Consider the following 26,426-nt stretch of genomic DNA (forward strand, 5'->3'; position numbering starts at 1 on the left):
GATTAGAATTTAAGGTTTACGCCCACAGTGAATTGTTTTACCGGCGGGGAATTCAGGTTTACCGAGATCTGGCGTTCCGGCGCGCCACGATCGCTGGCGCCTTGCGGATTCAGCGTAGACTGGCCCGTTGCGTAACTGTTTCCTTCGGGATCAACAGCCAGATCGTCTCTAACCAATGGTGAGTAAATAATAAACGGATTGGTAAGGTTGACATAGATCCTGGCCGAGGTCGCGCCGATTTTTTTAATCAGGTCACTTTCAAAAGTGTAACCCAGGTTAATGCTTCGGCATTTGATAAATGAACCGTCGTAGTAACCCAATGTCGAACCAAAGTTGGCCACAGCGCCGCCGGCATCAGGAGCCGGAAATGCATTGGTTGGGTTGGTTTCTGTCCAGTAATCTGTTTTCACCTGGTTTACACGGCCTTGGTTGAAGAATGCAAATCCGCCTGAACCCGTGGAGTTACCCGTCAAGTAAGGCACCAGCACCTTCATACCCATTCTCGCATAAGTCACGATAGAAGCATCAAAGTTTCTGAAACTGAAACGGCTCGTAAGTCCTCCCTCCCATTTCGGCTGGAAATTGCCCAGGATCTGGCGGTCGTTTGCATCGATCTTGTTATCCCCATTCAAATCTTCCACACGGATCTGTCCTGCAAATTGAACCGGTGAAGTTTGCTGCGCCAATGTTCCGTTTTCAGCGTCAGCGGTCTGCCAGATTCCTAATTTTTTGTAATCAAAAATCACAGAAAGCGGCTGCCCTACAAACCATCCCGCGCCCAGATTGGACTTTTCTTCCGGCGTTGTCAGCTGCGTAATTTTTTCGCGGTTGAAGAAATAGGTCGCGTCAATGCTCCAATTGAAGCCTTTTGGTTTTCTGACAATCTCAAAAGTTGCAGCCACTTCCAATCCCTTTCCTTCTGTTCTACCCAAATTTTTCAAAGTAGAACCTGCACCATTGCTTGGCGGGAGCGGCACAGATAGCAGGATATCCTTGGTTTTTTGGTGATACCAGTCCACTGAACCGGTGATGCGGTTGTTGAACAAACCAAAATCAATACCAATGTCCAGCTGCGAGGTCGATTGCCAGCTCAGATCGCTGGAAGGAAGGCTGGTTACGGTGTAAGCCAGTTGTTGCCCGGCTGTGCCCAATCCAAAGTTGTAATAACCCGCAGATAATGCACCCAATGTCGAGTAAGCTCCCACATTGCGGTTTCCGGAAATCCCCCATCCGCCGCGCAGTTTGAGGTTAGAAATGAATGGAGCCGTTTTCATAAAACCTTCTTCCACCACATTCCAGCCTAAACCAATCGCAGGATAATTGAAATATTGATTAGCCGGGGACAATGTTGAAGAGCCATCGCGACGCAGTGTCAATGTCAGCAAATATTTGTCGGCATAACTATAATTAAGCCTTCCCATGTAGGATAGCAAGCCGGTTTCTGAAAACGAGTTACCAAAGTCCGACGGCGCCACTGGCTGGCCGGCCGCGAGCGAGAAATTGGAAGTTTTGATATAATCGGCCGGCACACCTGTTACAGTGAAGCGGCTTCCCAGCGAGTGGTTTTTGGTGTATTCGTAAAGCGCCGTGAAACCCAGTTTGTGCTTGTCTGCAAATGTTTTATCGAAATAAAGCAAATGTTGTAGGTTCACATCCCAATATTCGGTGTTGCTGATCTCTGCTGTGGAGCCAGCCTGCGTCGTGGCCGTATTGAAATAGGTCAGCGGGCCATTGTAGTTATTCAGGTTGGACTGGCTGAAATTGAGACCAGCATTGAAACGATATTTCAATCCCGGCAAAATATTGACCTCTGCATAAAGGCTGTTGAATGTCCGTATTGACCGCGTGCGTCCCAATGCCGATTCCTTTTTAGACATGATCGTCAGCGGACTCACGATGGCTGCATCGATGGAACCTTCGGCCGGGAATGTGTTCACCGTTCCGTCTGCATTATAAGGCGAGGCTAACGGAGTAAGGCGCACAAGTCCGCCCGGCACACCTCCGCCACCCGGCGTATTGGTGTAAGTCAGCGTATTTAATGTATTCAGACCGATTTTGATGTTTTTACCAATCTTCTGATCAATGGTGGCGCGCAGGTTGTAACGCTGGAAACTCTGGTTTGGAATGATCCCGGTTTCGTTGAAATAACCCAAACCCAGCGAGTATTGGGTGTTTTCAACGCCGCCTTGCAAGCCCAATTGGTGATTGGTCATGAAACCCGGCTTGTAAATCAGATCCTGCCAGTCTGTGGAAACGCCATTGTCGAGTGCTTCCTGCTCTTTTTGGGTTAACAAATAGCCCGAAGTTCCCGGCGCTGTGCGGTTGTATTTGGCTGCATCGGCTTTGAACTGCGCATATTCCTGGCCATTCATGACATTGAATTTGCCCATCACCTGCGTTTGTCCATGATAGCCGTCGTAACTGAAAACGGGCTTTCCGATCTTTCCTCTTTTGGTCGTTACCAGGATCACCCCGCCTGCGCCGCGCGAACCGTAAATGGCTGTTGCAGAGGCATCTTTCAAAACTTCCAGGCTCAAAATATCATCCGGGTTAATGTCATTCAACCCACCAAATGGAATCCCATCGACCACCACAAGCGGACCATCCAGACCGTCGCTCGATCCTGAGCTGGTTGTTAATGTGCGGTTTCCACGGATCCGGATCTGTCCTTGCGAGCCCGGCGTACTTCCATTACTAATGATCGAAACGCCAGCCGCGCGGCCTTTGAGCTGGTTCACAAGATTAGGCGCAGGCACTTCTTTCAATGTGCTTTCACTAACCGATACCACCGAACCGGTAACGTCCCGCTTCCGCTGAACGCCGTAACCGACTACGACCACTTCTTCAAGTGTCTTGTTGTCAACCGCTAATGTTACATTAATGATCTGCTGCGTGCCTACAACCACTTCTTTCGGTGCGTAACCCACGAGTGAGAACACCAGAACGGCATTTGCATCCTGAACCGTCAGCCGGAAATTACCATCCTGATCTGCGCTCGTTCCTCTGGTTGTAGATTTCACGAGCACACTTACGCCAGGCAGCGCCTCGCCGTCCGGGCCGGTAACTTTTCCGGAAACCTCAATGTCGGCCGCGGGTGCTGACCTGTGTCTCGTGCCATAATCGGCCCAAGCTGCGCTGCTGGCAACCGCATCCATGGAAGCGCCTCCGAGCAGCAGGATCGGAAGACCAGAAAGTCCGAGCATTCTGGCCAGCGTTTTATTGGTTAATAAACGTTCATGCATTTTGTGTATGATTTGATGTTTAAATTAGATAGAATCATGTGGTTTAATTAGTGTTGTCTTGAAAGTGTCAATTTGACAATACTTGAATTGGGTGTAACTTAGGCTTTTGATCATCTAAATAACTGCATCACTTTTTCCAGATATTATTTGATTTATTGTCGACAAAAGTAGCGAAGCGGGGCAGCCTGCTGTGAGCACATTTGTTCATATTAAGGATACAATTGTTCAAATTGGCCAAAAAAATGCCTGATTCTGGGACAAACTTGCATTTTTGAGATAACTTTCGTCCTGGGCTCCGGTTTTAACCCACTCATATCAATGCGCTTGAAGATTCTGCTCACACTCCGTTTGCTCTACCTGATTGTTGCCTGTTTGGCAGCGACGATCACGGCGTGGGCGCAGCCTGCCGAACCCAAATTCACTTCACTCACTTCGACCGATGGATTGTCGTCCAACACCGTCACGGCTATCCTGAAAGATCGCTATGGATTGATGTGGTTCGGGACCGACGATGGCTTGAACCGGTTCGACGGAACGGATGTGATGGTTTATCGGCATAATAAAAAGGATTCGACATCGCTTAAGTCGAGCGACATTTCTTGCTTGCACCAGGACCAAAAAGGGCGGATCTGGGTGGGTACGATCGAAGGCGGACTGCACCTATATGATCGCCGGAAAGATGCATTCATAAGCATTCCGTCACCGCACAGTGTCATCAGCATGACCAGTGACGCTTCGGGCAAACTTTGGGTGGGAACAACAGCGGGCCTCATTCAGGTAAACCCGGAAAACTATCAGATTCGCACATTTACTTCGGTGGCCAACATGCCTGATCAGATCTCCAAAGGAATGATCCTGAGCATTGCCGTGGATCGTAAAAAAAGGGTCTGGGTGGGAACGCGGACGGGTTTGTATAAAATTGACCCGGCGGATAAAACCGGGGAATACATTAATTATCTGCAATCCTTGCCCGAAGAGGTCGGCGCTCGACCGGTAAAGTCCATTGTCGAGGATCAGGAAGGAAACATTTGGGCAGGCACATTCAGCGGCGTTTTTAAGCTCAATTCAAATGGGCAGATCATCAAACACTTTAAATACGAGCCGGATAACAAAAATTCGCTGAGCACGAATATGGTCTTTGCGGTGACGTGGGAAAATCCGCAGCGGCTCTGGATCTGCACGGATGCGGGGCTGAACATGCTCGATACGCGCACAGGCATCATTACGCGTTATGGCCCGGATGCGCGGACACAATTTAGTCTGAGCAACAAATCGGTGCGCAGTATTTTGTTTGATAATGAGGGCATTTGTTGGTTGGGGACTTATAAAGGTGGTGTCAATAAATATGATAAGAATCTGGCCATTTTTGGGTTAAAGCGTTCTGATGTAAATGATCCCTACGGTTTGAGCGGCCCGTTTGTTACTGCTTTTGCAGAGACCGAATCGGGCGAATTGTTTGTAGGAACAGACGGTGGCGGGCTGAATTTGTACAACCGCCAAACCAATCTTTTCAGGAAATTTCCCATTAACCCAAAAAACAAAAACGCTGCATCCGGACTCGCCATTTTAACATTAGAACTCACAGCCAGCAATGAGCTCTGGATCGGGACATTTGGAGATGGGTTATTTCAATTTAATCCCAAAACAGGCGGTTACACGCAGTTTTTAAAAGGAAAAGACTCCACCAGTTTGAGTAATAATGAGATTTTTTGTTTCGAAAAGGACAAGTCTGGCAAATTATGGGTGGGCACCAATGGCGGCGGCGTGCATTTGTACGATCCTTCTACCAACACTTTCAGGAGAATGTACGATCCAGGCATTCCGGTAACCCAACGGAGCATTCCGTTGAATGGTTATATCAGGGACTTGCTGCTGGATCGGAAAGGAAAGCTTTGGATTGCTTCGCACGGAACGGGGATTGCGGTTTTTGACCCGATAACCCAAAAATCAATGCTGCTTGACAGGCAAACCAGCGACCTGGCCAGTAACATCGTTTTCTCTCTTTTGGAGGATAGCAAAGGGAATATCTGGGCGGGCACTTCGGGTGAAGGATTGGCTTTGTATGATCCGCGTTCGAAGAAATTCATTACTTACGGAGCAAAGGAAGGCTTGGCCAGTAACATTGTCAACAAAGTGTTGGAAGATGCGCAGGGACGGATTTGGGTAAGTACCAACCAGGGAATCAGCTATTTTGATCTAAAGAACAAAAAATTCATTAACTACACGTCGTATAACGGCATTCAGGACCGGACATTTGTGCTCGGCTCGGGCATTCGCGCGAGTGATAACACGCTGTTTTTCGGTGGCATTGCCGGATTTAATTACATCGACACCCGCAGCCTGCCCAACAGCAAACGCATTCCACCGATCATTTTAAAGGATTTGAAAATCGGGAACCGCAGCATTACGCCCGCCGATTCCAATTTTATTGACGCGGACATTGCGGTTGCCAGAACCATCAGTTTGGATTACAAACAGAATTTTTCAATTGGTTTTGCAGCGCTGGATTACACCAATCCCAAACAAATGCATTACCGGCACCGGCTGGTCGGCATGCAATCGGAATGGAACGAGACGGGACTTACCAACTTTGCGAGTTACACCAATCTGAGCCCGGGCGAATATATTTTTGAAGTGCAGGCCAGCGGGGACGGTATCAACTGGGGGCCACAAACCAAGTCGGTGGCTGTGATCGTCAAACCGCCTTTTTATCTGACCATTTACGCCTACATTTTTTACATTCTTGCACCATTTGCAATTGTTTACTGGATGAGACGGCGCGGCATTCAGAAGCTGCAAAGACAGTTCAAAGAGCAGCAGCAACGTGCCGAAGTGGAACGGGCGTTAGAACTGGACCGGATGAAAATCAAGTTTCTGACCAATCTGAGCCACGAGTTCAGGACGCCGATTTCGCTCATTCTGGCGCCGGTCGATAACCTGCTCGTCAAAACCAAATCGACCGAGCTGCATCCGCCCGTCACGGCCATCAAACGGAATGCAAAACGACTGCTTAACCTCGTGGACCAGTTGCTGGATTTCAAGAATATGCAGGAGCAGGAAGTGAAGCTGGATTTGAAACGGCGCGACATTATTCTGTTCATCAAAGACACCTGCGAGCAGTTCAGCGATCTTTCCATTCGAAAAGGAATTCTGTTCAAAGTGGAAAGTACATTGGATCAGCTTGACATGGATTTTGACGCGGAAAAGCTCGAACGCGTTTTGTTCAATTTGCTTTCCAATGCATTTAAATTCACCCCAAAAGGCGGCGAAGTGGCTTTACAAGTGCAGCTGCAAACGGATCCCGAGGGAAAACACTGGCTGCAAATCAACATTGCGGATAATGGAATTGGCATTGCAGAGGATCAGCATGAAAAGATTTTCGACCGGTTCTTTCAAAGCGACACGGACCTGACCGTGCTGAACCAGGGAAGCGGCATTGGCTTGTCCATTGTGCGGGAATTTGTGCAGCTGCATCACGGAAAGATTAATGTAGCCAGTCAGCCTGGCGCAGGAAGCACATTCACGGTGGAGCTGCCTATTGCGGATGAACTTTTGCCTAAGGATGAGCAGCCCGTCGAAACACCAAAAACGCGTACTGGTGACATTGAAAACGGATTCAATAAGCAGGAAAAAGCCGGTTCGGAAGATCCTTCCAATGTGCTGATCATTGAGGATAATGATGAATTCAGGCATTACCTAAAAGAAAGTCTGGCGCCATTTTACCATGTTATCGAAGCAAGTAACGGAAAAGAAGGCTGGCAAAAAACGCTCAGTCACCACCCCGAACTGATCGTTAGCGACGTGGCCATGCCTGAAATGGACGGCATCGCGCTAAGCCAGAAAATCAAGTCGGACAAGCGCACCAAGCACATTCCCATCATTCTCCTGACCGCCAGCACCGGCGAGCAGCAACAACTTGAAGGCCTCAGCTCAGGAGCAAATGACTACTTGACTAAACCATTCAATTTTGACATTCTGAATGCAAAGATTAACAACTTGATCCTGCTTAACCGGCTGTTAAAAGGCGTTTATTCCAGACAGATACAGGTTGCTGGCAATGCACCGCAGATGGAATCGAGCCAGGAAAAGTTGCTGAAAGATATGTTATCCTATATTGAAGAAAATCTGCACACTGCACAGCTTAGCGTCGAAAATTTGAGCAAGCATGTAGGCATGAGCCGGGGAACATTATACAGCAAAGTCCTGGAAATGAGTGGTCAGACGCCTATTGAATTCATTCGCTCCATTAAACTGGAAAAAGCCGCATTGTTACTTGAAAACAGCGATCTAAGCATTTCGCAGATCTCTTACATGACCGGTTTTACGGCACCGAATTATTTTGCAAAATCGTTTAAAGCTAAGTTCAATATACTTCCTACTGAATACAAGCTCGCGAAGCGCAGACATCCAGAGGGAATGGCATCGGAGCGGTAACTTAATGCCATTCGTCCACCTACCCCTGCCTTTTGTTGGACAAATACCCTTTTTCGCTCCCGTACCTTTGTCGAAAAGAGAAAGGTAAAATGGTCAATATATTTAAAAAAGCAGCATCGGGATTAATGGAGCGAATGCTGAGCAGTGGCACTGTAACTTCCATCCAAAAGTGGGAACCCGGCACGCTGTACGAAATAGAGCTGCATATTCCACACATCAATATGAAAGGCTGGGATTCTATCAAACGGCTAAAATGCAAGGTGGACGAGCTGGAATACCGGGATTATACGCCTGTAAGCTGGAATTCAGAACTGAACATTTGTACCCTGCTGATCGACGGCGGACACGACGGAGCCGGAAGCCGCTGGGTACGGGCATTGAAATCGGGCGACCCGGTCCTGTTTGGTGCAGCGCATGCAGCTTCGCTACCCTCGGCGAAAGGGCCGGTATTAGGTTTGGCGGATGCCAGTGCGCTGGGGCATTTTCTGGCATTGAGACAACTGACAGATCCGAGTGAACATCCCATGGAAGTGGGCGTAATTGTGAATGGCGGTCAGGAAATACCAGACGCATTTACAGAGGAAAATCCTGAATTTCAGTTTATCCAAGATTCTCAAAATGAAGGAGCTGATTTACTGGAACAATGGTATAGCGGCAAATCGCTGGCGGATTATAATTCCATTTATATTGCAGGAAACATTCCTATGATGAAAGCGCTGAAAAGAAAATTGAAATCGGATCCCAGGGTGCACGCCAAGATATATGGTCACGGGTTCTGGTCTTAAAAAATGGCAAATCAGGATATTCAAATCAGGCATTTACAGCAGGACCTGACGGGCATTGAAATCACGTATGTCTCCGGCGATAAGCAAATCGGCGACATGGCAGGTCACCTCGGCCGCCCGCATCGTCATGACCATTATTTCTGTTTTTTGCTGGAAAGTGGCTCAGTGAGCGGCGCGATAGACTTTCATGATGTGGAAATGGACGAGCCTGCGCTGATGTTATCCTGTCCGGGACAGGTACACGATTTCAGGCGGGCCAAAAATGTCAAAGGCTGGGCGATTGCTTTTGATCCCAAATACATTGACCAAAATGCCCGAATGGTGATCGAACATTCGCTAGCCAATATTGCCATTATTCGTCTCAATGAGACTGATAAACAATGGTTTGCACACATTTTCCAGCTGCTATCTGCGGCGGTAAACGACAGTAAATCGGCTCAGTTTGAGCAGCAACTGGTACAGGCTTTGCTCAATGCGCTTTTTTACAAAACGGTCAACATTTTTCAATTTCAGGAAAACGAGCGTATCCAGGCGGTATCGTTACGGAGTGTCGAGATTGTCAAAGTTTTTAATCTGCTCGTCAGAGCGCATTTTCATGCATTAAAGAAACCCGCCGATTACGCTTCGCAAATGAACATTACGGTAAGCTATCTCAACGATACGGTAAAGTCGATCACCGGCTTTTCGTCCACCTGGCTCATCAGGCAGGAGATTTTACGCGAAGCGCAGCGCCTGTTGATGTATACGTCGAAAAGCGTGAAGGAGATCGCATTCCAACTGGGTTACGAAGATCATAAATATTTCATCCGGCTATTCAGCAAATCCATCGGGACGTCGCCGGCCATTTTCCGCAAACAACCCGGAAAACTGTCGTAATCGAAATAAAAAAAGGCCCTCTCTTTACATGGTAGAGAAAGGGCCTTCGCTTTTTTAGTGAGCAGCCTGACTAACTCGCCGGCTACTCAAATATGACATTCGCTCTATTACCTGTTGATCAGCAGTTTTCTACTCACCGTCTCGCCATTCGAGTGGGTGATATTCAGAATATACATGCCGACAGGCAGATCTCTCACCGATATGGTTTTCGATACCGTTTTAGCCGAACGATAAACTGAGGTTCCAGTCATGTTGTAAATTTCAACCGATTGGACCTGCTTCCATTTTGTACTTGACAGCGTGAGTACGTCGGCAACCGGATTTGGAAAAAATTCTGACTTCAAAACATCGTTAGCGAAACGCACTTTGATCACCTTGCTGTAAGCAAAAGTATTATCCAGATCTATCATTTTAAGGCGGTAAAAATTGTCCCCCTCCGCAGGTTCCTGGTCGATAAATGCATAAGATCTCACTGCATAACTTTCACCGTGCGATTTTTCCGTGCCAACGATCTGCCAGTTCCTACCATCAGTACTCCGTTCAATATCAAACCGGTCGCTATTGGTTTCTTCGGCAGTTTTCCATTGCAGAACAGCTGTGTTTTCGATTTTGGAGCCTGAGAAGCCGATCAGAGTTACCGGTAAATTACAGTCTTTGAAAACGCTAAGCGTAGTTGAACAGCCGCCGAAAGTCGCGGTCAGTATTGCCGTCTCACCGGTTGGAATGCCGGTGACCGTATTGCCGCTGACAATACCTTTGTCCGAAGTAACTACTGCTCCCGCCGACGCCGTGAAGAAAACCGTATAGGTATTCCGGTCGCTCATGCATGCGTACTGATCACCGGTGAGCGCAATCGTCGGTGCCACGTCCACTGTGATCGTAGCAGTTTGTCCCGCAACAGATGCGGATGCGTCGCCTGCGCCACTGACATTCGTCAGAGTGTAAACAAACGAACCCGTAGTTGTGGTAGGCGCAGCTACCGTGACAGTTGTGTTGACACCGGTTGTAGATATGGTCTGATCAGATCCCCCGTCGATGTTGTAAGTAAATGTAAACGGCCCGATCCCATTGACAGCTGTAAATGTGATCACCGGCTCGGTTGTGTTCTGGCATGCCGTTGCAGTGCCCGTTATCGTGGCGGAAAGGTCAGATGCGACGGTTACAACTGCCGTCTGCGCCGAAGGGGGGGTCAGCGAACAGGACTGTGCATCCGATACACTCACCAGTTCATACGTAAATACACCGATAACATTCGTCGGCTGGCTTACTGTTACAGTTGTCTGGATTCCCGTCGTAGAAACGGTCAGATTGCTGCCTCCGTTCACCGTGTAAGTAAATGTGTAAGGTAATGTACCACCCGTTGCCCCGAAGGTTACTACCGGCGCAGCTTCTCCCTGGTTAACACTCATTGTTCCGGTTAAAGAAGAGCCTGTGATCTCATTGACCGTCAGAATTGCAGCGGCGGAGGTAGTACTGTTGCATGGATTTGAAACAATGCAGCGGTATTCCGACTGGTTATCCTCAACCGGTACATTGGTAAGTGTCAGCGTCGCATCGTCAGCAGTTGCATTTGATTCAACAGTAATATCAGCAAATGCACCTCCGAAAGGTTTTTTCTGCCATTGGTAAATTACATCGCTCTGAGAAGACGCGACTGTGAATGAAGTTCCTGAACCCGCACAAATGGTCTGGTCATCAGGTTCATCCGTAACTGGTGGCGCTGGCGTAGGAGTGACAGTCACTGTGAATGAGCAGGTAGGAGCCGTTCCGATGCCATTCGAGGCTGTTACAAGCACTGTTGTAGCACCTGCCGGAAATGCGTACGGGAAAGTGATCGGATTTCCATCCACACTATATGTAACGGTCGCAGCAGGACAGGCATCTGCGGTTGCCGCCAGTGTTTGCGTAGATGTACAGGTACCTGCATCGGGCGATACCGTCTGGTCGCCAGGGCAGAAAGTGATCACTGGTACCGATACTACCGGTGTAACTGTCGGGTTGTTTGTCCCGGCTACGGTCGGATCGTCGGTCAGTACGTTGTCAAAATTGCTTCCGGAAACAGTACCCTGGGTCGAAACTTCGCAGGCGGCCGTCGGGATGTCGTCGTTTATAGTAGCCTTGAACACGATGATCACATTTTTGCCAGCCGGGATATTAAAACCGCTGCCGCTGCCATTGATTGTGATCGTCTCTCCGGCTTGTGTACCGTCCAAACGGGCAGGACTTGCCGTAGCGGCAGGTGCTGTTTGCACGACATCCTCCGTGACTGCTCCGTTTACAGCTGTCTGGCGCAATGGCGCAGGAGGGTTTTCTTTCGGTGCGGTTTGCGATATTTCTATTTCCTCGGCGCCCAGTCGTGCGTTTAGCGGAGGTACATTAGGTGTCGCGCAGGCTACGCCTGCACCGATTGTAAATGGTCCGTCACCGCTCTGGTTTACTGGTCCGACGCCGGGCGTATTGCCTCCGTTGTTCCAGGTTTCCGCGAAGGTAGTTCCTGTTCCCTGCAAGCGGATCTCGGTTGAGCCGATTACTCCTGACCGGGCTCTCGCTGCATAGTTAACAACAGGCGAAATGGTCACATCATTATTAATGATGTTGGCGCAAATCTTTGCATTGTTCGAGCCGCCGCCGGCAGTAATCACGTCGATTCCATAAAGCGCGTCGACACCCGTCATCGCTAAGGTGTTATTATCAATAGTAACGTTGCTCAGCGCGCTGGTAGAGGATGTTGCTTCTACCGCAATACCGTTCCCCGTAGACCAGCTATTAATAGTATTATCTTTAATCAGTACAATTGAGCGCGCGCTTGGCGTGTTGTTACTTACCCGGATTCCCGAACCTGCCTGGGCGGTTTTTGAAACAATATTGTTAAGAACGTTTCCTTCCAGATAGCCGTTGCCCGTCGTGAAGAAGTTCAGTGCCGGGCCGTTCCACGTAGATACTGTGTTGTTATTTACATTAAATTTCGCAGTAGCATTGCCTGAGCTGGCGATATCAATACCCGTTCCGACGTTATCAGTCGGGTTGACAATACAGTTAAGCACGTCAGCCTGGATCACTGCATTATCCGTCGCATAAGCTTCTACACCCGCTGTACGACATCTGGTGAACTGGGAATTATCAATCCGAAGGTTCATTGTTGAGCTCCCGCGGGCATACATTTGCAAGCCTGAACCGTTATCGGCATTATCGAAAGTGGAGCCGGAAACCGCAATCCTGGTAAGGTTGGTGTTTGTATTGTCAAAATAAACGGCACGTCCGCCGGGATTGGAAAAAGAAGAATTGGTGATCGTGCAGGTGCCGGTCGTGTTGATAGCGTAAATACATCCTTCTTCGCTTGTGATTGCCGAACCCCCATTAGCTATGGTACCATTGGTAAAACTAAAATTATTTACACCTCTCAGGTTAATACCTTCTTGCGAAACCGTGCCGGTGATCTCCACATTATCCAGTGACAATCCCGCTACCGAATTTGCATGAATTGCTGCATTGGCATTTGAATTGTCAAGGGCTACGGGCAAGGTCCCATCTGTGGTATTGGCGTTAAGCATATTCACGTTCTTAATCGTGATCCCGGCTGCCGAAATGAACTCCATGCCACGGCTCGTGATATTCTGGATCGTACCTCCGGATCCGTCTGTCGTCCCGTTACCGGTAATCTGGAAAGAACCTGTTGTACCCGAAACAGAGATACCTTTTGACGCGCCGGCGCTTGATACCGAAACGAAATTGACGTTCAAAGCCAGTGAGGTTCCCGAAATCCTGATCGCGCCTGAATTAACAGCGTTGAGAGTTCCTGTCGCGATCGTGACAGAACCACTGCCGGCTTCTATCGTAACCGACTCGCCTGACGCAGTAGAGCTCGAAGAAACTTCTGAAAACTGGGCGTCAAAAGTACCTCCTGATACCGCCAGTGCACGTCCGCTTCCGCTAAGAGCCATTTCCCTGATAGTCAGTGTACCCGTGAATGTGCCAGCAAGTTTGGAACCGGTAGTATTGCCGATGTCGAAACCCCTGATTGTGTTACCCGCTCCGAGTGTGACTGCGGTTCCGGAAGAAATAACGGTCGGACGTGTTCCGCCGGTAGCTGGCAGGAGGTTGTCACCGCTTGGTGTAGCGAATGGGCCAAGGGCAAGTATTGTCTCTCCCGCGCCCTGGCCGATCAGTTTTTGGCTGGCCAGCAACGTCACACTGCCGTCGTAACTTCCGGTGTAAAGAAAAACAAGATGCCCGGCTTTGGCGTTTACGCCTGTATTATTATTGATGCTCTGAAATGCGTTCAGGGAGTTGAATGGCTTGGATAGCGTTCCTGTTCCGCCTGCTGGGGCGTCGGCCTTGATGAACCAGACAGCGCCCGACGAAGTGATCGTAGCAGTAGCGGTGGATGCGGTACCTGAGTTATTTCCGATGGTATAGTCGAACGTATCTGCTCCGACATAACCCGCTGGTGCATCATAAGTGAATGCACCGGTATTCTGATCTAGTGTGATGCTTCCGCCCTGGGCAGTGGCAACCGTCGCGGAGCTGGTAATAGTCAGCGCAGTTCCGTTCGGACTGACATCATTGCTTAGCAAACCGCTACCTGCCGGGATGCTGAGCCCCACGTTACCGATCGTATTGTATGAGTCGTTGACAGCGATCGGGCTTACGGTTACTGAACCCGGCACCAGGGTGGTGTTTGGGTCAAGCGTTTCCGAGAATACTACTCCGGTAGCATCCGTGCCGCCATTGCTGATTGTGACAGTATAGGTGATTTCGTCACCTGCTGAGCCTCCGCTGAGCCCGGTATCATTGGAGATCACATAAGTATTGGTAGCCGAAATGCCGGGCACAAGCATTAATGCTGATCCCTTCTTTGCGGCACGGGATCTTGCGTAGGGAACTTTGACCGAAGCTGATTTTTCGGCGCGCACGCGGTCGTTCTGTGTCAGGGCGAATTGCTCTTTTCGGGTGCTGTCAGTACCGAGCCTGTCGACCATTTCGATGCCGGAAGCGAATAGCACCAGCCCTGTAAGATATAGGTAAAAATTTTTCATGCAGCTAGTTTGTTTGATGTAGCCTGTTGTGTTAGTTCAGTTTCAGGAAAATACAGCCTCATACCTCATCCCTTTTACATCGGTCCCGACCGGCACCAGGAACACTTCTATGTTCCCGATTTCAGGATGTGCGATCCTGTAAATTCCCTGGGGGCGGGGAGCGTGATCTCCGCTCGTCTGGAGTTCCAGCGAAAAGGGCCCGCGTTCGAGTGGCGTGTAGCTGCTGAGCCGGGTAACTCTCGTTAAAGCGGAGGGTACTATTTGTGTTTCAGCAAAATAGACGTCGAACGTCTGGTTCATGTATTTGCTGAAATCATCAGCCGTTATGGTACTTAGGTCGTATGCTTCCATTCCATTAAATGATAAACTCCGTTTGTTTCGCTTACAGTTTTAAATCCCAGGCGGGTATACAGATTCTTGGCAGGATTGAAAGTTTCAACATGAATGCTCAGCGGCCGTCCGAGTTGGGCGGCCCTGTTCATCAGGTCTTTCAGGATTGATTCGCCTATGCCGCGGTTCCGGTATAAAGGAGAAATCGTAATGTCAATGATCCGCATACCCTTATCCTGGTAGTTTTCGTGGAGGTAGAGCCTCCCTATATTGTTTCCTTTGTCTTCAATCACCCAGAAATTGCCCCCGACATAGTTTTTTTGATAGTAATCATGCTGGGCGTTGAATTGCCCCGTCACAAATTCCCGTTTCATCAGGTCGGTCCAATCCGGGACCCTTTCCAGTTCTTCCGCACGTGTACTTGCGTAGGTATCGAGCAGGAATGCCCTATCATTGGCGTTTATAGGCCTGACTTGGAGATCGGTGCGGGTAAAACTCAACTTCATAATGGTAACTATAAAAAATCGGTAATCAGGTGGTTGTCGATTATGGTCTTGGCGGGAATACGCCTTGCAAAGCGATATTGAAGTAGCAGGTAAGATAAGGCTGCATATTATTATGCGGCAGAGATCCGCCCGTCACTTGCAGGGAGTTAAGTGCCATTGGGCTGGTTGGAGTACCTCCTACATATACGCTACCTTCGTCTGCCTTTCCAAACGTGGTCGTGCTGCTGGGGGTAGCGGTTTCTGAAACGTCGCTGGCAGCGCGCAACTGGTGATTGTGAAGCGGCATTTCAGATTGGAGCAATGTTACGGATGTGCTTCCCGACATTTCCCCAAGATCGTGCAGCGACAAGCCAGCTCCCTGTCCGGGATGCATTGGCGCCGCGCCTTGCAGGTCTGGCAATGCAAATGTCGACTTGCCATCGCCGCCGTAGGTTGTGCCTAGCAACGAGAACAGTGCGGTATTTTGAGAAATCGGCATTAATTGACCATTACAAAAAGCCCAGCCCTTGGGCGCAAAATTGAATGGGAATATTCTTACTTCAGCTACGAATGGATCCATGATATTTTCTTGTTTTTAAATTTTTATACATCACCTTTCTTGCCGGATTTCAGGTCGGCGACGGGAATATCCCGAAGAGAGAAATGATAAAATTGAGACACAGATACGGTTGAAAATTGCTGTGTGGCTGGCTTCCGCCGGCAGGTCCGATATCGTTGGCGTTAAAATTTACCACAGGGGGATCCGCAAAGAAGATTTTCGCTTTGGTGGACACGCCGATGATAGAGCCGCTCGGACTGGGGACGTTCCCAATGTCGGTAGTCACCTGAAAATTGTGCGTATGGTTGGGAATCTGGTTACTTGTGAGCGTTTCTTGCTCAGTACCTGCCTTTTCCGCGATGATATAGCTGGTACCCTGGTTATTGCCCATGTGGACCGGCAAACGGCCCTGCATGTCAGGAAGGGCAAATGTAGACTCGCCGTCGCCTCCGTAAGAAGTGCCTATTAATTGAAAGAGGGTTTCGTTTTCGGAGATCGGCAATAATTGACCTTCGCAAAATTCCCATCCGGCAGGCGCAAAATTGCCCGCAAATATCCTTATTTCGCCAACATATGGTTGTGCCATGTATTTTCTGTGTTTGATGTGATCGACTGGAACACCGGGGGATTAATTCTGGCTGGGGAAAATTCCCTGCAGCGCTATGACGAAATTGAGCACCGAGTAAGGCTGCATATTATTGTGAGGCTGACTTCCCCCGACAGATGATACTGTGCCCGGTCGAAGCGACAGCAGATTGTCGTTGATCGCGTTGGAATACAGGTTACTAGGTTGGGAGTTTGAAAACGAATTTCCGGTAGGGTCGATCACATTGGTACTTGCATCCCCCGTGTCGCGCGCCTGCAACAGGTGGCTATGCTGCGGTAGTTCGTTCTGAGTGAGCGTGTGACTTATTTCGCCGCCCGTTTGCCCGAGATTAAACCCGTTTCCCACGTGAATGGGCACTTTTCCCTGGAAGTTGGGTAATGCAAAAGTTGTCTGTCCATTACCGCCATAAGTAGTGCCCAGTAAAGCGAACAATGCCTGGTTTTGATTGATAGGGAGAAACTGCCCGCTGGCATTTGCCCAGCCTTTTGGAGGGAAATTGAAACTCACCATTCGGATTTCAGATAGAAATGGTTCTGCCATGTAGAAATAGGTTAAAGGATGAAAAATGGATGTACGCCATCGATCCCGGGTGGTCAGCCGGGAGCGGTGTAAAGAAAAGTGTGCGGGAAAATATGTGGAAAGACCGGCCAGGAACCGGCTACACGCTACTCAGGAAGCAGCTGAATGTAATTTCGGAGAACTGTAAGAGGGGATGTACATTTTCATAGAGGTCAGTAAGTTAGGCTCGGAATATTTTCTTAGCCCAATATTAACACTATCCAAGAAAAAGTAGGAATTAACTTAGTTATCGGTAAAAGTTATTCTATTGCTGCGTCGACGGAGCATAGTAAAGTAATATAGCACCGCTGGCAAAGGTTTGCGTTTTTGTTAATTTCAAAACCACTCCGTCTGCGAGTTCGTCAAATAAAGGCAAACCTTTTCGCGCCACCACCGGGTGTACCATCAGCTGAAACTCATCCACGAGGCCCTGGTTGATTAGCGCAATGATCAGGCTGCGGCTGCAAATCAGAATGTTACCGCCCTCTTCTTCCCGGAGTGCCAGCGTCTCCGCTTCGAGGCTGCGGGTAGCAACCCGTGCGCTTTTCCAATCTACGCTTTGCAAGGTGCGGGAAAACACAACTTTCGGAATAGCATCCATATTCACTGCAAAATCATCCATCGATTTTTCTCCACTGGGCTGTTCTGCCAAGCCTTTCCAAAACTCCATAAGCAAATACGTTTTCCTGCCATACAATGCAGTATCGGCATTTTTAAGGAGCTCACCATAGTGAGCGTGCACTGCTTCGTCGGGCGAGACTGCGGTGTGATCGCAAAAACCGTCGAGCGTCATATTGATAGCGGCGATTATCTTTCTCATACTTAGCCAGATGTTTTGATTCGATTTTGGACAGCAGCAAAAATAGCGAACTTCAAATCCATTACTGCGGCCATTTCGAACATATAGAAGGGGTATTTGAGACAAAAATATCAGCCCTCAAAATTCGCGATGCTGCAACATTACTTCTAATGAGTTGGTAATACTTATAAACACTTAGTATCCATACCTCATGATCCGAAATTATTTAAATGTCGCGGTTCGCAATTTGCGTGCGGGCGGCTGGTATACGGCGCTGAACATCGGAGGCCTTGCCGTAGTGCTGGCTGTTAGTTTACTCTTGTTCTGGTGGGTCCGGAATGAGCTCAGCTTCGATCGCTTCCACACACATACCGACCGGATTTATCAGATCAATACTCATTTTGGCAAAGGTGAAGATGAGTATACATCTACATCGACACCGGGACCGATCGCAGTGTCGGCTCTTAGGGAAGTACCCGAAATAGAGAATGCCGTCCGCATCGGAGATTATCCTTCGGCTACATTCAGGGTTAACAACCAGACGTTTACTGAAAAGGGAAATCTTGCTTATACAGACTCTAATTTTATAGAGATATTCGATGGCTTCAAGGTGATCTTTGGTAATAAAAATGCGCTTTTTCCTGCGCCTAATTCTGTGGTATTGTCCGAAAAACTGGCTCACAAGTTCTTTGGCACTGCCGATGCGATCGGCAAATCGTTTGTTAGTGTTGAAAGCAACGCTACTTTCACAGTAAGTGCGATTTTGAAAGATGCTCCCTATAATTCATCATTCAGACGCGATATGTATGTCAATCTCGCCGTCTTGAAAAGTCTTGATCCGCAGAAAGGAGGCCGCCGCTCAGTTGATGACAACTGGGATGATTATAGTTTTACCACATATGTAAAGCTTGGTGCGAATACAGTTCCGACGAAAGTTGAAGGAAAGCTGACCGCCATACAAGGCAGGGCACACCGCGACGCAACTAACCCTTCGGACTTTGTCTTACAGCCTCTTTCTGAAATCCACCTATATCCGGTGGAAGGAAATGAATCAGCCAGTAAGCAGGTAGGCATGATGGGAGCTGTTGCCTTACTTTTGCTCAGTATCGGCTGCATTAACTATGTGAATCTTACCACCGCACGGGCCACCAGGCGGTCAAAGGAAATTGGCATTCGAAAAGTAGTAGGCGCGGGCTCGCGACAACTGGCCATGCAGCTACTGGTGGAATCACTGCTGACATTGAGCCTGTCGATGTTCCTTTCGGTCGGGCTGCTGCAAGGTATTATTCCTTTTTATGTAAGTATTACCGGCGAATCGGGTCACTTTTCACTTTTCGATCTGCACACGTGGCAGATTCTGCTAGGCGCACTGGCATTCTGTTTTGTTTTGGCAGGGCTTTACCCCGCGTTTCTGATCTCCGGATATAATCCGATCCAGGCCTTAAAGGGACGTTCCAGCAAGGCCGGTGGAGCGCTGCTTCGCAAATCATTGGTGGTAGCGCAGTTTGCGCTCGCAAACATGCTCATTGTGGGCACCTTTGTCATTGGCAGTCAAATGCGCTTTATCAGAGACCGCGATCCGGGGTTTGACAGAGAACATACCTTCACATTTGTTGGACGAAATTTTACACCGCAGTTTAAGCAAGCACTAAGAGCTGAGTCAAGCATTCTGGCCGTAAGCACTGCCACAGATACACCCGTCAATGTGCTGACTGGCACTGTGTCCACTGATTGGGATGGGAAAGCCAGGGACCGGACGATCATCATGGCGCAGCTAAGCGTAGATCAGGATTTCATCCCGAATTTTAAATTAAGACTAATTGCCGGCAGGAACTTCAGAGGCGACAAGACAGATTCAACCTCCATTATTTTAAATGAAACAGCTGTAAAACAGACTGGTATCAGAGACCCAATTGGCAAGAGATTCAAACTGGACGGTACAGAAGGGGTGATCATCGGTGTTGTGAAAGATTTCAATATCACCTCCATCCGCGAACCCATTATGCCGCTCGTTATATATAGTCACCCTAACCAAAATTACCGCGTTCATGTGCACACGACGGCACAACTTGCGCCAGTTGCTTTGGCGAAAGCCGAACGGTTATGGAAGCAATACATTCCGGGTTACCCATTTGAGTACGCTTTTCTGGATGCCGATTACAATGCACTCTACCGTACCGAGGAGAAAACCAGTCAGCTATTTAACTTTTTTGCAGGGATAGCAATTGTGATCTCATGCCTGGGATTATTGGGATTAACTTCCTTTACTACTGAACAGCGCACGAAAGAGATCGGCATTCGAAAGGTACTCGGAGCGACGGTTCTGAACATTACAACATTGCTTTCCAAAGATTTCATGAAACTGGTTGTGATCTCGATCGTCATAGCTTCGCCCATCGCCTGGATTGTAATGGACCACTGGCTGAAAGATTTTGCCTACAAAGTGGAGATTCAATGGTGGACTTTCCTGCTGGCCGGCCTGCTGGCATTGACAACTGCGTTAATTACCATTTGTTTTCAGAGTGTAAAAGCCGCCATGGTCAATCCGGTACAATCGATCAGTTCAGAGTAGAAGCGTTTTTTAGTCTCGCATTTTGACCAGGCTTTTGGAAGTAGTTTAAATGTTAGTTATTAGTTTTACCCCATGGCAAATCTAATTAACCTGAATTCGTTTAAGAAATTTTTCCAGTCCAGTTCAACGGGCGGCATCATCCTGATCATTTGTGTGATGATTTCGCTGATCATTGCAAATTCAAGCGCAGGGCCAGGCTTTGAGGCACTACTCGCTACGGAAATTGGCGCCGATATGGCTGGTGTTCACCTGCGCTACCCCGTCCTGCTCTGGATCAATGACGGATTAATGGCCGTTTTCTTTCTCTTGGTGGGCCTTGAAATCAAGCGGGAAATGGTGGAAGGTGAACTTTCATCTTTCAAGAAAGCATCACTGCCGATCCTGGCCGCTATCGGGGGCGTTCTGGCCCCTGCGTCGATTTATTTCTGGTTTAATTCAGGCACCCCGACCGCCAGCGGCTGGGGCATACCTATGGCGACAGATATTGCTTTTGCCATCGCCATTATCTCCATGCTCGGAAAGCGTGCGCCATCTTCCTTGAAAATATTCCTTTCCGCGCTGGCAATTGTTGATGATTTGATGGCAATCCTGGTGATTGCTATCTTCTATTCAACCGACATTCATTACACTTACCTTTTATATGCGTTTGGAATATTTATTTTCTTGTTGCTTCTCAACAGGCTTAAAGTCAAAAGTCTTGCAGCATATCTGATCCCGGGTCTTTTCATCTGGTATTTTATCCATCACTCAGGAGTCCATGCTACCATTGCTGGTGTGCTGACTGCCTTTGCGCTACCTACCACCCCGGATGCAACCGAGTCACCTCTTGAAAAGCTTGAACATATATTGGTCAACCCAGTGAACTTTGTCATTATGCCGATCTTCGCACTCGCCAATACGAATATTGAATTCGAGCCTGGCATGCTGCAAGGACTGACCACTGTGCTGGGCCTGGGTATCATCGCGGGGCTTGTAATTGGCAAGCCTTTTGGCATTACCCTGTTTTCATGGATTGCCGTTAAACTTGGAATCGGTAAAATGCCAAAGCATGCTTCCTGGATGCACATCATTGGTGTAGGTATGCTTGGAGGTATCGGCTTTACCATGTCGATATTCATCGCCTTGCTTTCTTTCGCTGGCGAGGAGCTGATCTTATCGGAAGCCAAGTTCTCAATATTAACTGCTTCGGTAACCTCCGGAATTTTAGGGTATTTCTGGCTGCAACAGGTGAACAAGAGAACGCATAAAAATAAATAACGACAGCCACCTCATTGTGGGGGAATGATCGGGCTTTCCTGCTGGGGTAGACCGTGATCTTTGGCATAATAAACGGTTTGGGAAGGAAGCATCAGGCTTGTACCGCTGCTGGTGATCACTTCCATCATTTTCAAAAGCAGCTCTTCCTGTATTTCAAGGAAAACATCGAAGTCCGCTGTGTCAACGTAAGCATATACCTCGATTTGGAGGCCGCCAGGCCCTACTTCTACAAACCTGACACGGGCAGGCGAGGGATTAACCCGTGGGTGGGTAAGCAATACCCTTCGCAGATCCTGGATCAGCTGACGGATCTGGTCCGGTGTGGTTTCAAGCCGCAGATTGAAAATGGGGTGAAACCACAGACGTTCGCGATGCGCATAGTTTTCAATTTTCAGTGATGAAAGTTCTCCATTGGGAATTGTAACAACGGTCCGGTCATTTGTACGGACCTGCGTAGCGCGCATTCCGATGCGCTCAATGGTTCCGGAAATGTCGCCTATCTTGCAAAAATCACCGACCCGAACAGGCTGATCCGCGATGATCGTCACGCTGCCTACAAAGTTTTCAACGGTTTTCTGAGTGCCTAGCGCCAGCGCAATACCACCTATCCCGAGCGCGGCAATACCGGTTGTTACATCAAAACCGAGCGTATCCAGGATCATAATCACACCCACAACGACTAATGCCGTTTTTAAAGCTCTTCTAAAAAAAAGGATCGCCGACACTGCTGCCTGATTGCGATGCTTTTTAAGGCGGTGTTCTGTTACCCCGCCAATTACATCGATTAACTGCCAGATGAGCAGCATTACCGCCACTACCCCAACAATGAGATTGAGGTTTCCGAACCGTTGCCGAACTACGAGCGAAATACCCGCCTCCCGGCTCAGGAACATAAATAACCAGGTTGAAAGGTATAACTGAACAGGCAGAGAAAAAGCCCGGATCACGCCTGCATGCGGATCTTCGCCTGCTTTTTTGTAGAATTTCGGCAATAAGAAAATAACGAGCCTGGCCAGCCCAAACGCCATCAGATAAGCAAAGATCAGCAGGATGATCGAAGCAACCCAGTGTGATACTGGCGCGCCTCCCCATTTGTTTTTTTGCATGAAGGCAGGCGAAATGTCACTGATCAGCGTACTCGTCTCGATATCACTCACATTGAGTGGAATGCGCTCTATGGTTTGTGTCGAAAACAGCCAGATTGGATTGCCTTGCTTGTCTTTAAAGCTTTCGAGGATCAGGTCAAAGGATTCATTTTCAATTGTGACGGCACCGATCCTGTCCAGGTTTGGGCCGAGGTTGTCGTCGGTTTTTCCTTCCGGCTCATTGCTGATCCAGGAATACGGGTAGATCCGGCCATTCACTTCCAGCAGCGCCTGCAATGCTTTTGCCTGCGCCAGGGTGTTCTGACGCTTTTTGAGCGCCGGGTCGCGGCGAATGTACAAGGCCGCTTTCCGGTAATCGTTTTCGTAGCTGGCTTTCAGGAAACCGTCGATGGTACCGCGTGGTGTACGTCGGCCGAGCGAATCGGGCGGATACACCGGTCGAGCTGGTTTCGCAGTATCCTCCGGCATCGGCGGCAGCTGCGCCATAACAGGAACCTGTGCTGCGATCATCAATATGATGCCCAAAAGCGGGCTGATCAGAAAGGCATTCAGTCTTTTTTTGTAACGCATTGTTCAAGGCAAATTGGTGCATCGCCCCGTGTAAATTGTATGCCAGCATGTGGGAGAATGCGAAAATGGCTGTAAAAATGGTTGCGACAGGATGCCCCCGATCATCACTTACACGAACTTCCAGTGGCATGATTTTAGTTATGAAACCACAAGTGACAAAAACTTTATCAAACGTTACAACAACCCAAACTATCGATGGAATTCTGCCTCGTCTACATTAGTTCTTCCGACATGCTTTCTGCTCCTGAACTAGATGAATTATTAAATAAAAGCCAGCAAAAGAACCGCAAATTGGGCATTACAGGCGTATTACTGTATTGCAACGGCAGCATCATACAAGTGCTCGAAGGGGAAGAGTCAACGGTAAGTAATCTTTACAGTGTCATTTCAAGCGATCCTCGGCACAGTCAGGTTATCAGATTATACAGTGGAAAAATTGGAGAAAGGTCGTTCCCAGACTGGCAGATGGGTTATAAAACTTTGACCCAAAACGAAATGACTTCCTTATCCGACCAGCTTCCATTTATAAGGAATCCGTACGTAAGTCCACCCGAAGGCGGTGTTATAATGTCGCTATTGAAGACTTTTTACGTAAATAATCACCGTAATTAACCTCTGCTTTAAATCTTCCCGCGCTGCGGTTTCAGGTGATTAATCGGTTTCAGGTGAATCTTTTCTGCTGAACATCATCGGGTCAATTAATCTTCCTCTTCTTCATCTTCTTTTTCAAGTCTTACAAATGCACCCCGGCGCGGCGCGGGCATAATGCTTTTTTCACCCCGCACCGTCTGCCACACAATCCGGCTGAAAACAAGGTCGTCAATCGCATCAGGCACGGATAGATCAAACTGATCGGATTGGCGCGAATTGGAATTCACTGCCACATTTTTTTGAGTCAAATCAACCCCTGCTTCCAGCGAAGTAAAGCCAGCCGGATTAGCCGTTTTGTTAAAACACCTCCACATCGGCGTGGCAGCAGCATCATACTGGCTCATGGGTTTTATGCCCAGGATCAGCTCCATCGTGCGGAGCATTCCAGAGGTTGAGTACATAGTATGGTCTACAAAACCTCTTTTGACAAAACCTCCTGCAACAAAAGCAATGGAGCGGTGTGCATCCACGTGATCCGGTCCGTTTTGCGCGTCGTCTTCCAGGATAAATACCACCGATTCATTCCAGACCTTACTTTTGGAAAGATGTTCAACAAAACGCCCTACGGCCAGGTCATTGTCGGCGACAGCCGCAAACGGCGTCGGTTTCCCAACACTGGCACCGGAAGTATGGTCATTCCCAAATCGCAGTGTATTTAACCTTGGAAGTTTGCCCGCTGCTAAAAGTTCATCAAAGTCCTTTTCCCAGGCAGCTTCCCGGTCTATATCCTTATAACCAAGATCGTAGCCTTTAAAAGTTGGACAATAGTTCCCTTCCAGTGTTTTGATATTTGCTTTTCCTTCGTCCGCAAACCAACCATAGCTCCTGAAAGTCAGGCCCGCACGCAATGCATGGTCCCATATAAATCCATCCCGTGGGTGTGCGATATCCTTGCTACCCTCATAGTCATAAGTGCCACCGCGACCGCCATAGCTTGTCACCCAGTTTTTTTCTACATAATCATTGGCATATGCAGCCGATGACCAGTTGTGCCCATCTGCGCTAACTTCGGCATCTACGTAAAAATTATCGAGTAACACAAATTGGCGGGCCAGCGCGTGCTGATTTGGCGTCACCTTTTCTGGAAAGAGGCAAAGTGAAGCATCGCCATTACCTTCTTTCATATCTCCCAGGATCTGGTCGTAAGTCCGGTTTTCCTTGATGATGTAAAAGACATATTTGATCGGTGACTTATCACCTACTTTCATCGGGATCGGGTTTCCGGCCTCCCCTTCTGCATTCAGTTCTTTGTTCTTTGTGTAGGGTGTATTTGCGTAAACAACCCGGGAATAAGCCGAAAGTGTCTCCGCAGAAGGTGAATCAATGATCGACAAAGTGCCTTTAAACAAGCCACCGATATACTGCTCTCTTCCCGTGTAAGCCTGGGGGTTAGGTCCTATCTGCTGGGGTACTTTTGATAAATTAGGATTGGGACCTTTTGGATTGGCCTTGGAAGAAAAGCCTTTTCCATTGGTAACAAAAATCTTTGAACCGATCGTTTTCACAGCGGTCGGATACCAGCCGGTAGGTATAAATCCGACGGAGTGGCTGCGCCCTTTGATTTCTACATCAAATACCGCCAGGCAGTTATTGTCTGCATTGGCAATGTAAAGTATTTTCTCATCTTCACTCAGCGCCAAGCCATTTGGAGTAGTTCCAACCGGCGCATCAGGGAAAAGTGAAGTTGTTAGTGTTTCCGATATCTGACGTTTGGTAAGATCGATGAGCCCGACGGTGTTATCATTACCATTGGCCACGTATAAAAATTTGCCGTCTTTGGTCAAAAGCAGATCGTTCGGGTTCTTGTTCGTCGCGATTTCTGCGGATATTTTTTGTGTTTCTGTGTTTACGATTACTACCCGCGATCCGCCCCAAAGCGAAACGTAAAGTTCCTTTTTATCATTGGATAGCAAACAGGTGTAAGCTGCTGCCCCCAGACTTAGTTTTCCAATGGTTTTTTTGGTTTGAGTATCACAAATGTAAAGCGAGCTATCTTCTTTGGTCACTACATAAATCCTATTCTTGGCATCGTCGACAGAAATTCCGGTAGGCGAAATCTTAACCGGCCAGGGCTTGCCCAACACGATCGGCTCAGCTGGCACAAGCTGCTGATTGTCAATTTTAAATACCAATATCTTATTATCATTCCCACCCGAAGCATAAATGGTTTTTTCATCCTGACTGAATGCCAAACCAAGGTAAGACTTGGCGACTATGGCTGAATCCAGCACTTTTTCCAAAGTCGCATCAATTAGGATAATGCTCTGCGTGCTTTGCCCGTTGTTGGTCACAGCCAAATATTTCTTGGACGGAGAAACTACCAAATTCAAAGGCAAATCATCCAGATCCAAACTTCTTCCAACCGGCGTAAGTGACCAACCATTGGGCAGACCAATGCGCTTGGACGAAAGCGCTTTAACTATGGCCGCCTCCTCGCGACCAGCCGACGAGCCGGCATTTTTCTTACAGCCGTAGGTGAGGACACCGCAGAGCAGCAAGCAAAGTCCGAGTTTCAAATAATTTGTCATGGTGAGTTATAAGACTTATGGATGAATGCGA

At 48.4% G+C, this 26,426-nt stretch carries 16 protein-coding genes; 6 read left to right on the top strand and 10 right to left on the bottom strand.

All coding sequences use genetic code 11. The annotated features are described in order from the left end of the window. Positions 1–2: 2 nt before the first annotated feature. Positions 3–3,242: a SusC/RagA family TonB-linked outer membrane protein gene (locus KOD92_RS20705; RefSeq protein ID WP_229254776.1), complete on the bottom strand. Its 3,240-nt coding sequence runs from the start codon at positions 3,240–3,242 to the stop codon at positions 3–5. A gap of 318 nt (positions 3,243–3,560) precedes the next feature. Between KOD92_RS20705 and KOD92_RS20710 the strand changes: the two genes are divergently transcribed. The 3 genes from KOD92_RS20710 to KOD92_RS20720 all read left to right on the top strand — a co-directional run bounded on the left by KOD92_RS20710 (position 3,561) and on the right by KOD92_RS20720 (position 9,337). Then, positions 3,561–7,676: a hybrid sensor histidine kinase/response regulator transcription factor gene (locus KOD92_RS20710; RefSeq protein WP_215235500.1), complete on the top strand. Its 4,116-nt coding sequence runs from the start codon at positions 3,561–3,563 to the stop codon at positions 7,674–7,676. 89 nt (positions 7,677–7,765) lie between these two features. Continuing rightward, positions 7,766–8,461, top strand: a complete 696-nt coding sequence (locus tag KOD92_RS20715) for an SIP domain-containing protein (protein WP_215235501.1) — start codon at positions 7,766–7,768, stop codon at positions 8,459–8,461. A 3-nt stretch (positions 8,462–8,464) separates the two neighbouring features. Further along, entirely contained in the window at positions 8,465–9,337 is an 873-nt protein-coding gene (locus tag KOD92_RS20720; RefSeq protein WP_215235502.1) for a helix-turn-helix domain-containing protein, read from the top strand. Positions 9,338–9,444: 107 nt separating this feature from the next. On the opposite strand, the gene KOD92_RS20725 is transcribed toward KOD92_RS20720, so the two are convergent. The 7 genes from KOD92_RS20725 to KOD92_RS20755 form a co-directional block, all read right to left on the bottom strand. Next, entirely contained in the window at positions 9,445–14,373 is a 4,929-nt protein-coding gene (locus KOD92_RS20725) for a T9SS type A sorting domain-containing protein (protein WP_215235503.1), read from the bottom strand. 42 nt (positions 14,374–14,415) lie between these two features. Next, positions 14,416–14,724, bottom strand: coding sequence for a DUF6916 family protein (locus tag KOD92_RS20730; RefSeq protein WP_215235504.1), 309 nt, complete (start codon positions 14,722–14,724; stop codon positions 14,416–14,418). Next, on the bottom strand, positions 14,706–15,209 hold the full coding sequence (locus KOD92_RS20735) for a GNAT family N-acetyltransferase (RefSeq protein ID WP_215235505.1): 504 nt from the start codon (positions 15,207–15,209) through the stop codon (positions 14,706–14,708). The genes KOD92_RS20730 and KOD92_RS20735 overlap by 19 nt, the downstream gene beginning before the upstream one ends. Before the next feature lie 40 nt (positions 15,210–15,249). Further along, positions 15,250–15,768: a phage tail protein gene (locus KOD92_RS20740; RefSeq protein ID WP_215235506.1), complete on the bottom strand. Its 519-nt coding sequence runs from the start codon at positions 15,766–15,768 to the stop codon at positions 15,250–15,252. A 49-nt stretch (positions 15,769–15,817) separates the two neighbouring features. Next, positions 15,818–16,333, bottom strand: a complete 516-nt coding sequence (locus tag KOD92_RS20745; protein ID WP_215235507.1) for a phage tail protein — start codon at positions 16,331–16,333, stop codon at positions 15,818–15,820. A 42-nt stretch (positions 16,334–16,375) separates the two neighbouring features. Next, positions 16,376–16,894 carry a phage tail protein gene (locus KOD92_RS20750; protein WP_215235508.1) on the bottom strand — a complete coding sequence of 173 codons (519 nt, stop codon included), beginning with the start codon at positions 16,892–16,894 and terminating at the stop codon, positions 16,376–16,378. Positions 16,895–17,177: 283 nt separating this feature from the next. Further along, complete coding sequence (locus KOD92_RS20755; RefSeq protein WP_215235509.1) at positions 17,178–17,732, bottom strand: dihydrofolate reductase family protein; 555 nt, start codon at positions 17,730–17,732, stop codon at positions 17,178–17,180. A gap of 190 nt (positions 17,733–17,922) precedes the next feature. Between KOD92_RS20755 and KOD92_RS20760 the strand changes: the two genes are divergently transcribed. Both KOD92_RS20760 and nhaA read left to right on the top strand, forming a co-directional pair. Further along, complete coding sequence (locus KOD92_RS20760; RefSeq protein WP_215235510.1) at positions 17,923–20,283, top strand: ABC transporter permease; 2,361 nt, start codon at positions 17,923–17,925, stop codon at positions 20,281–20,283. 72 nt (positions 20,284–20,355) lie between these two features. Beyond that, positions 20,356–21,540, top strand: a complete 1,185-nt coding sequence (gene nhaA, locus KOD92_RS20765; protein WP_215235511.1) for a Na+/H+ antiporter NhaA — start codon at positions 20,356–20,358, stop codon at positions 21,538–21,540. Positions 21,541–21,551: 11 nt separating this feature from the next. Here nhaA and KOD92_RS20770 read toward each other — a convergent pair whose 3' ends face one another. Further along, positions 21,552–23,216 (bottom strand): mechanosensitive ion channel family protein, encoded by a 1,665-nt coding sequence (locus KOD92_RS20770; RefSeq protein ID WP_215235512.1) that lies wholly within the window; start codon positions 23,214–23,216, stop codon positions 21,552–21,554. A gap of 195 nt (positions 23,217–23,411) precedes the next feature. Between KOD92_RS20770 and KOD92_RS20775 the strand changes: the two genes are divergently transcribed. Further along, a complete protein-coding gene (locus tag KOD92_RS20775; protein ID WP_215235513.1) occupies positions 23,412–23,828 on the top strand; it encodes a BLUF domain-containing protein in 417 nt (138 codons plus the stop codon). A gap of 86 nt (positions 23,829–23,914) precedes the next feature. On the opposite strand, the gene KOD92_RS20780 is transcribed toward KOD92_RS20775, so the two are convergent. Beyond that, positions 23,915–26,395, bottom strand: coding sequence for a bifunctional YncE family protein/alkaline phosphatase family protein (locus tag KOD92_RS20780; protein WP_215235514.1), 2,481 nt, complete (start codon positions 26,393–26,395; stop codon positions 23,915–23,917). Between the last annotated feature and the right edge of the window lie 31 nt (positions 26,396–26,426).

Source organism: Dyadobacter linearis, assembly GCF_907165045.1.
GTDB classification, from domain to species: Bacteria; Bacteroidota; Bacteroidia; order Cytophagales; family Spirosomataceae; genus Dyadobacter; species Dyadobacter linearis.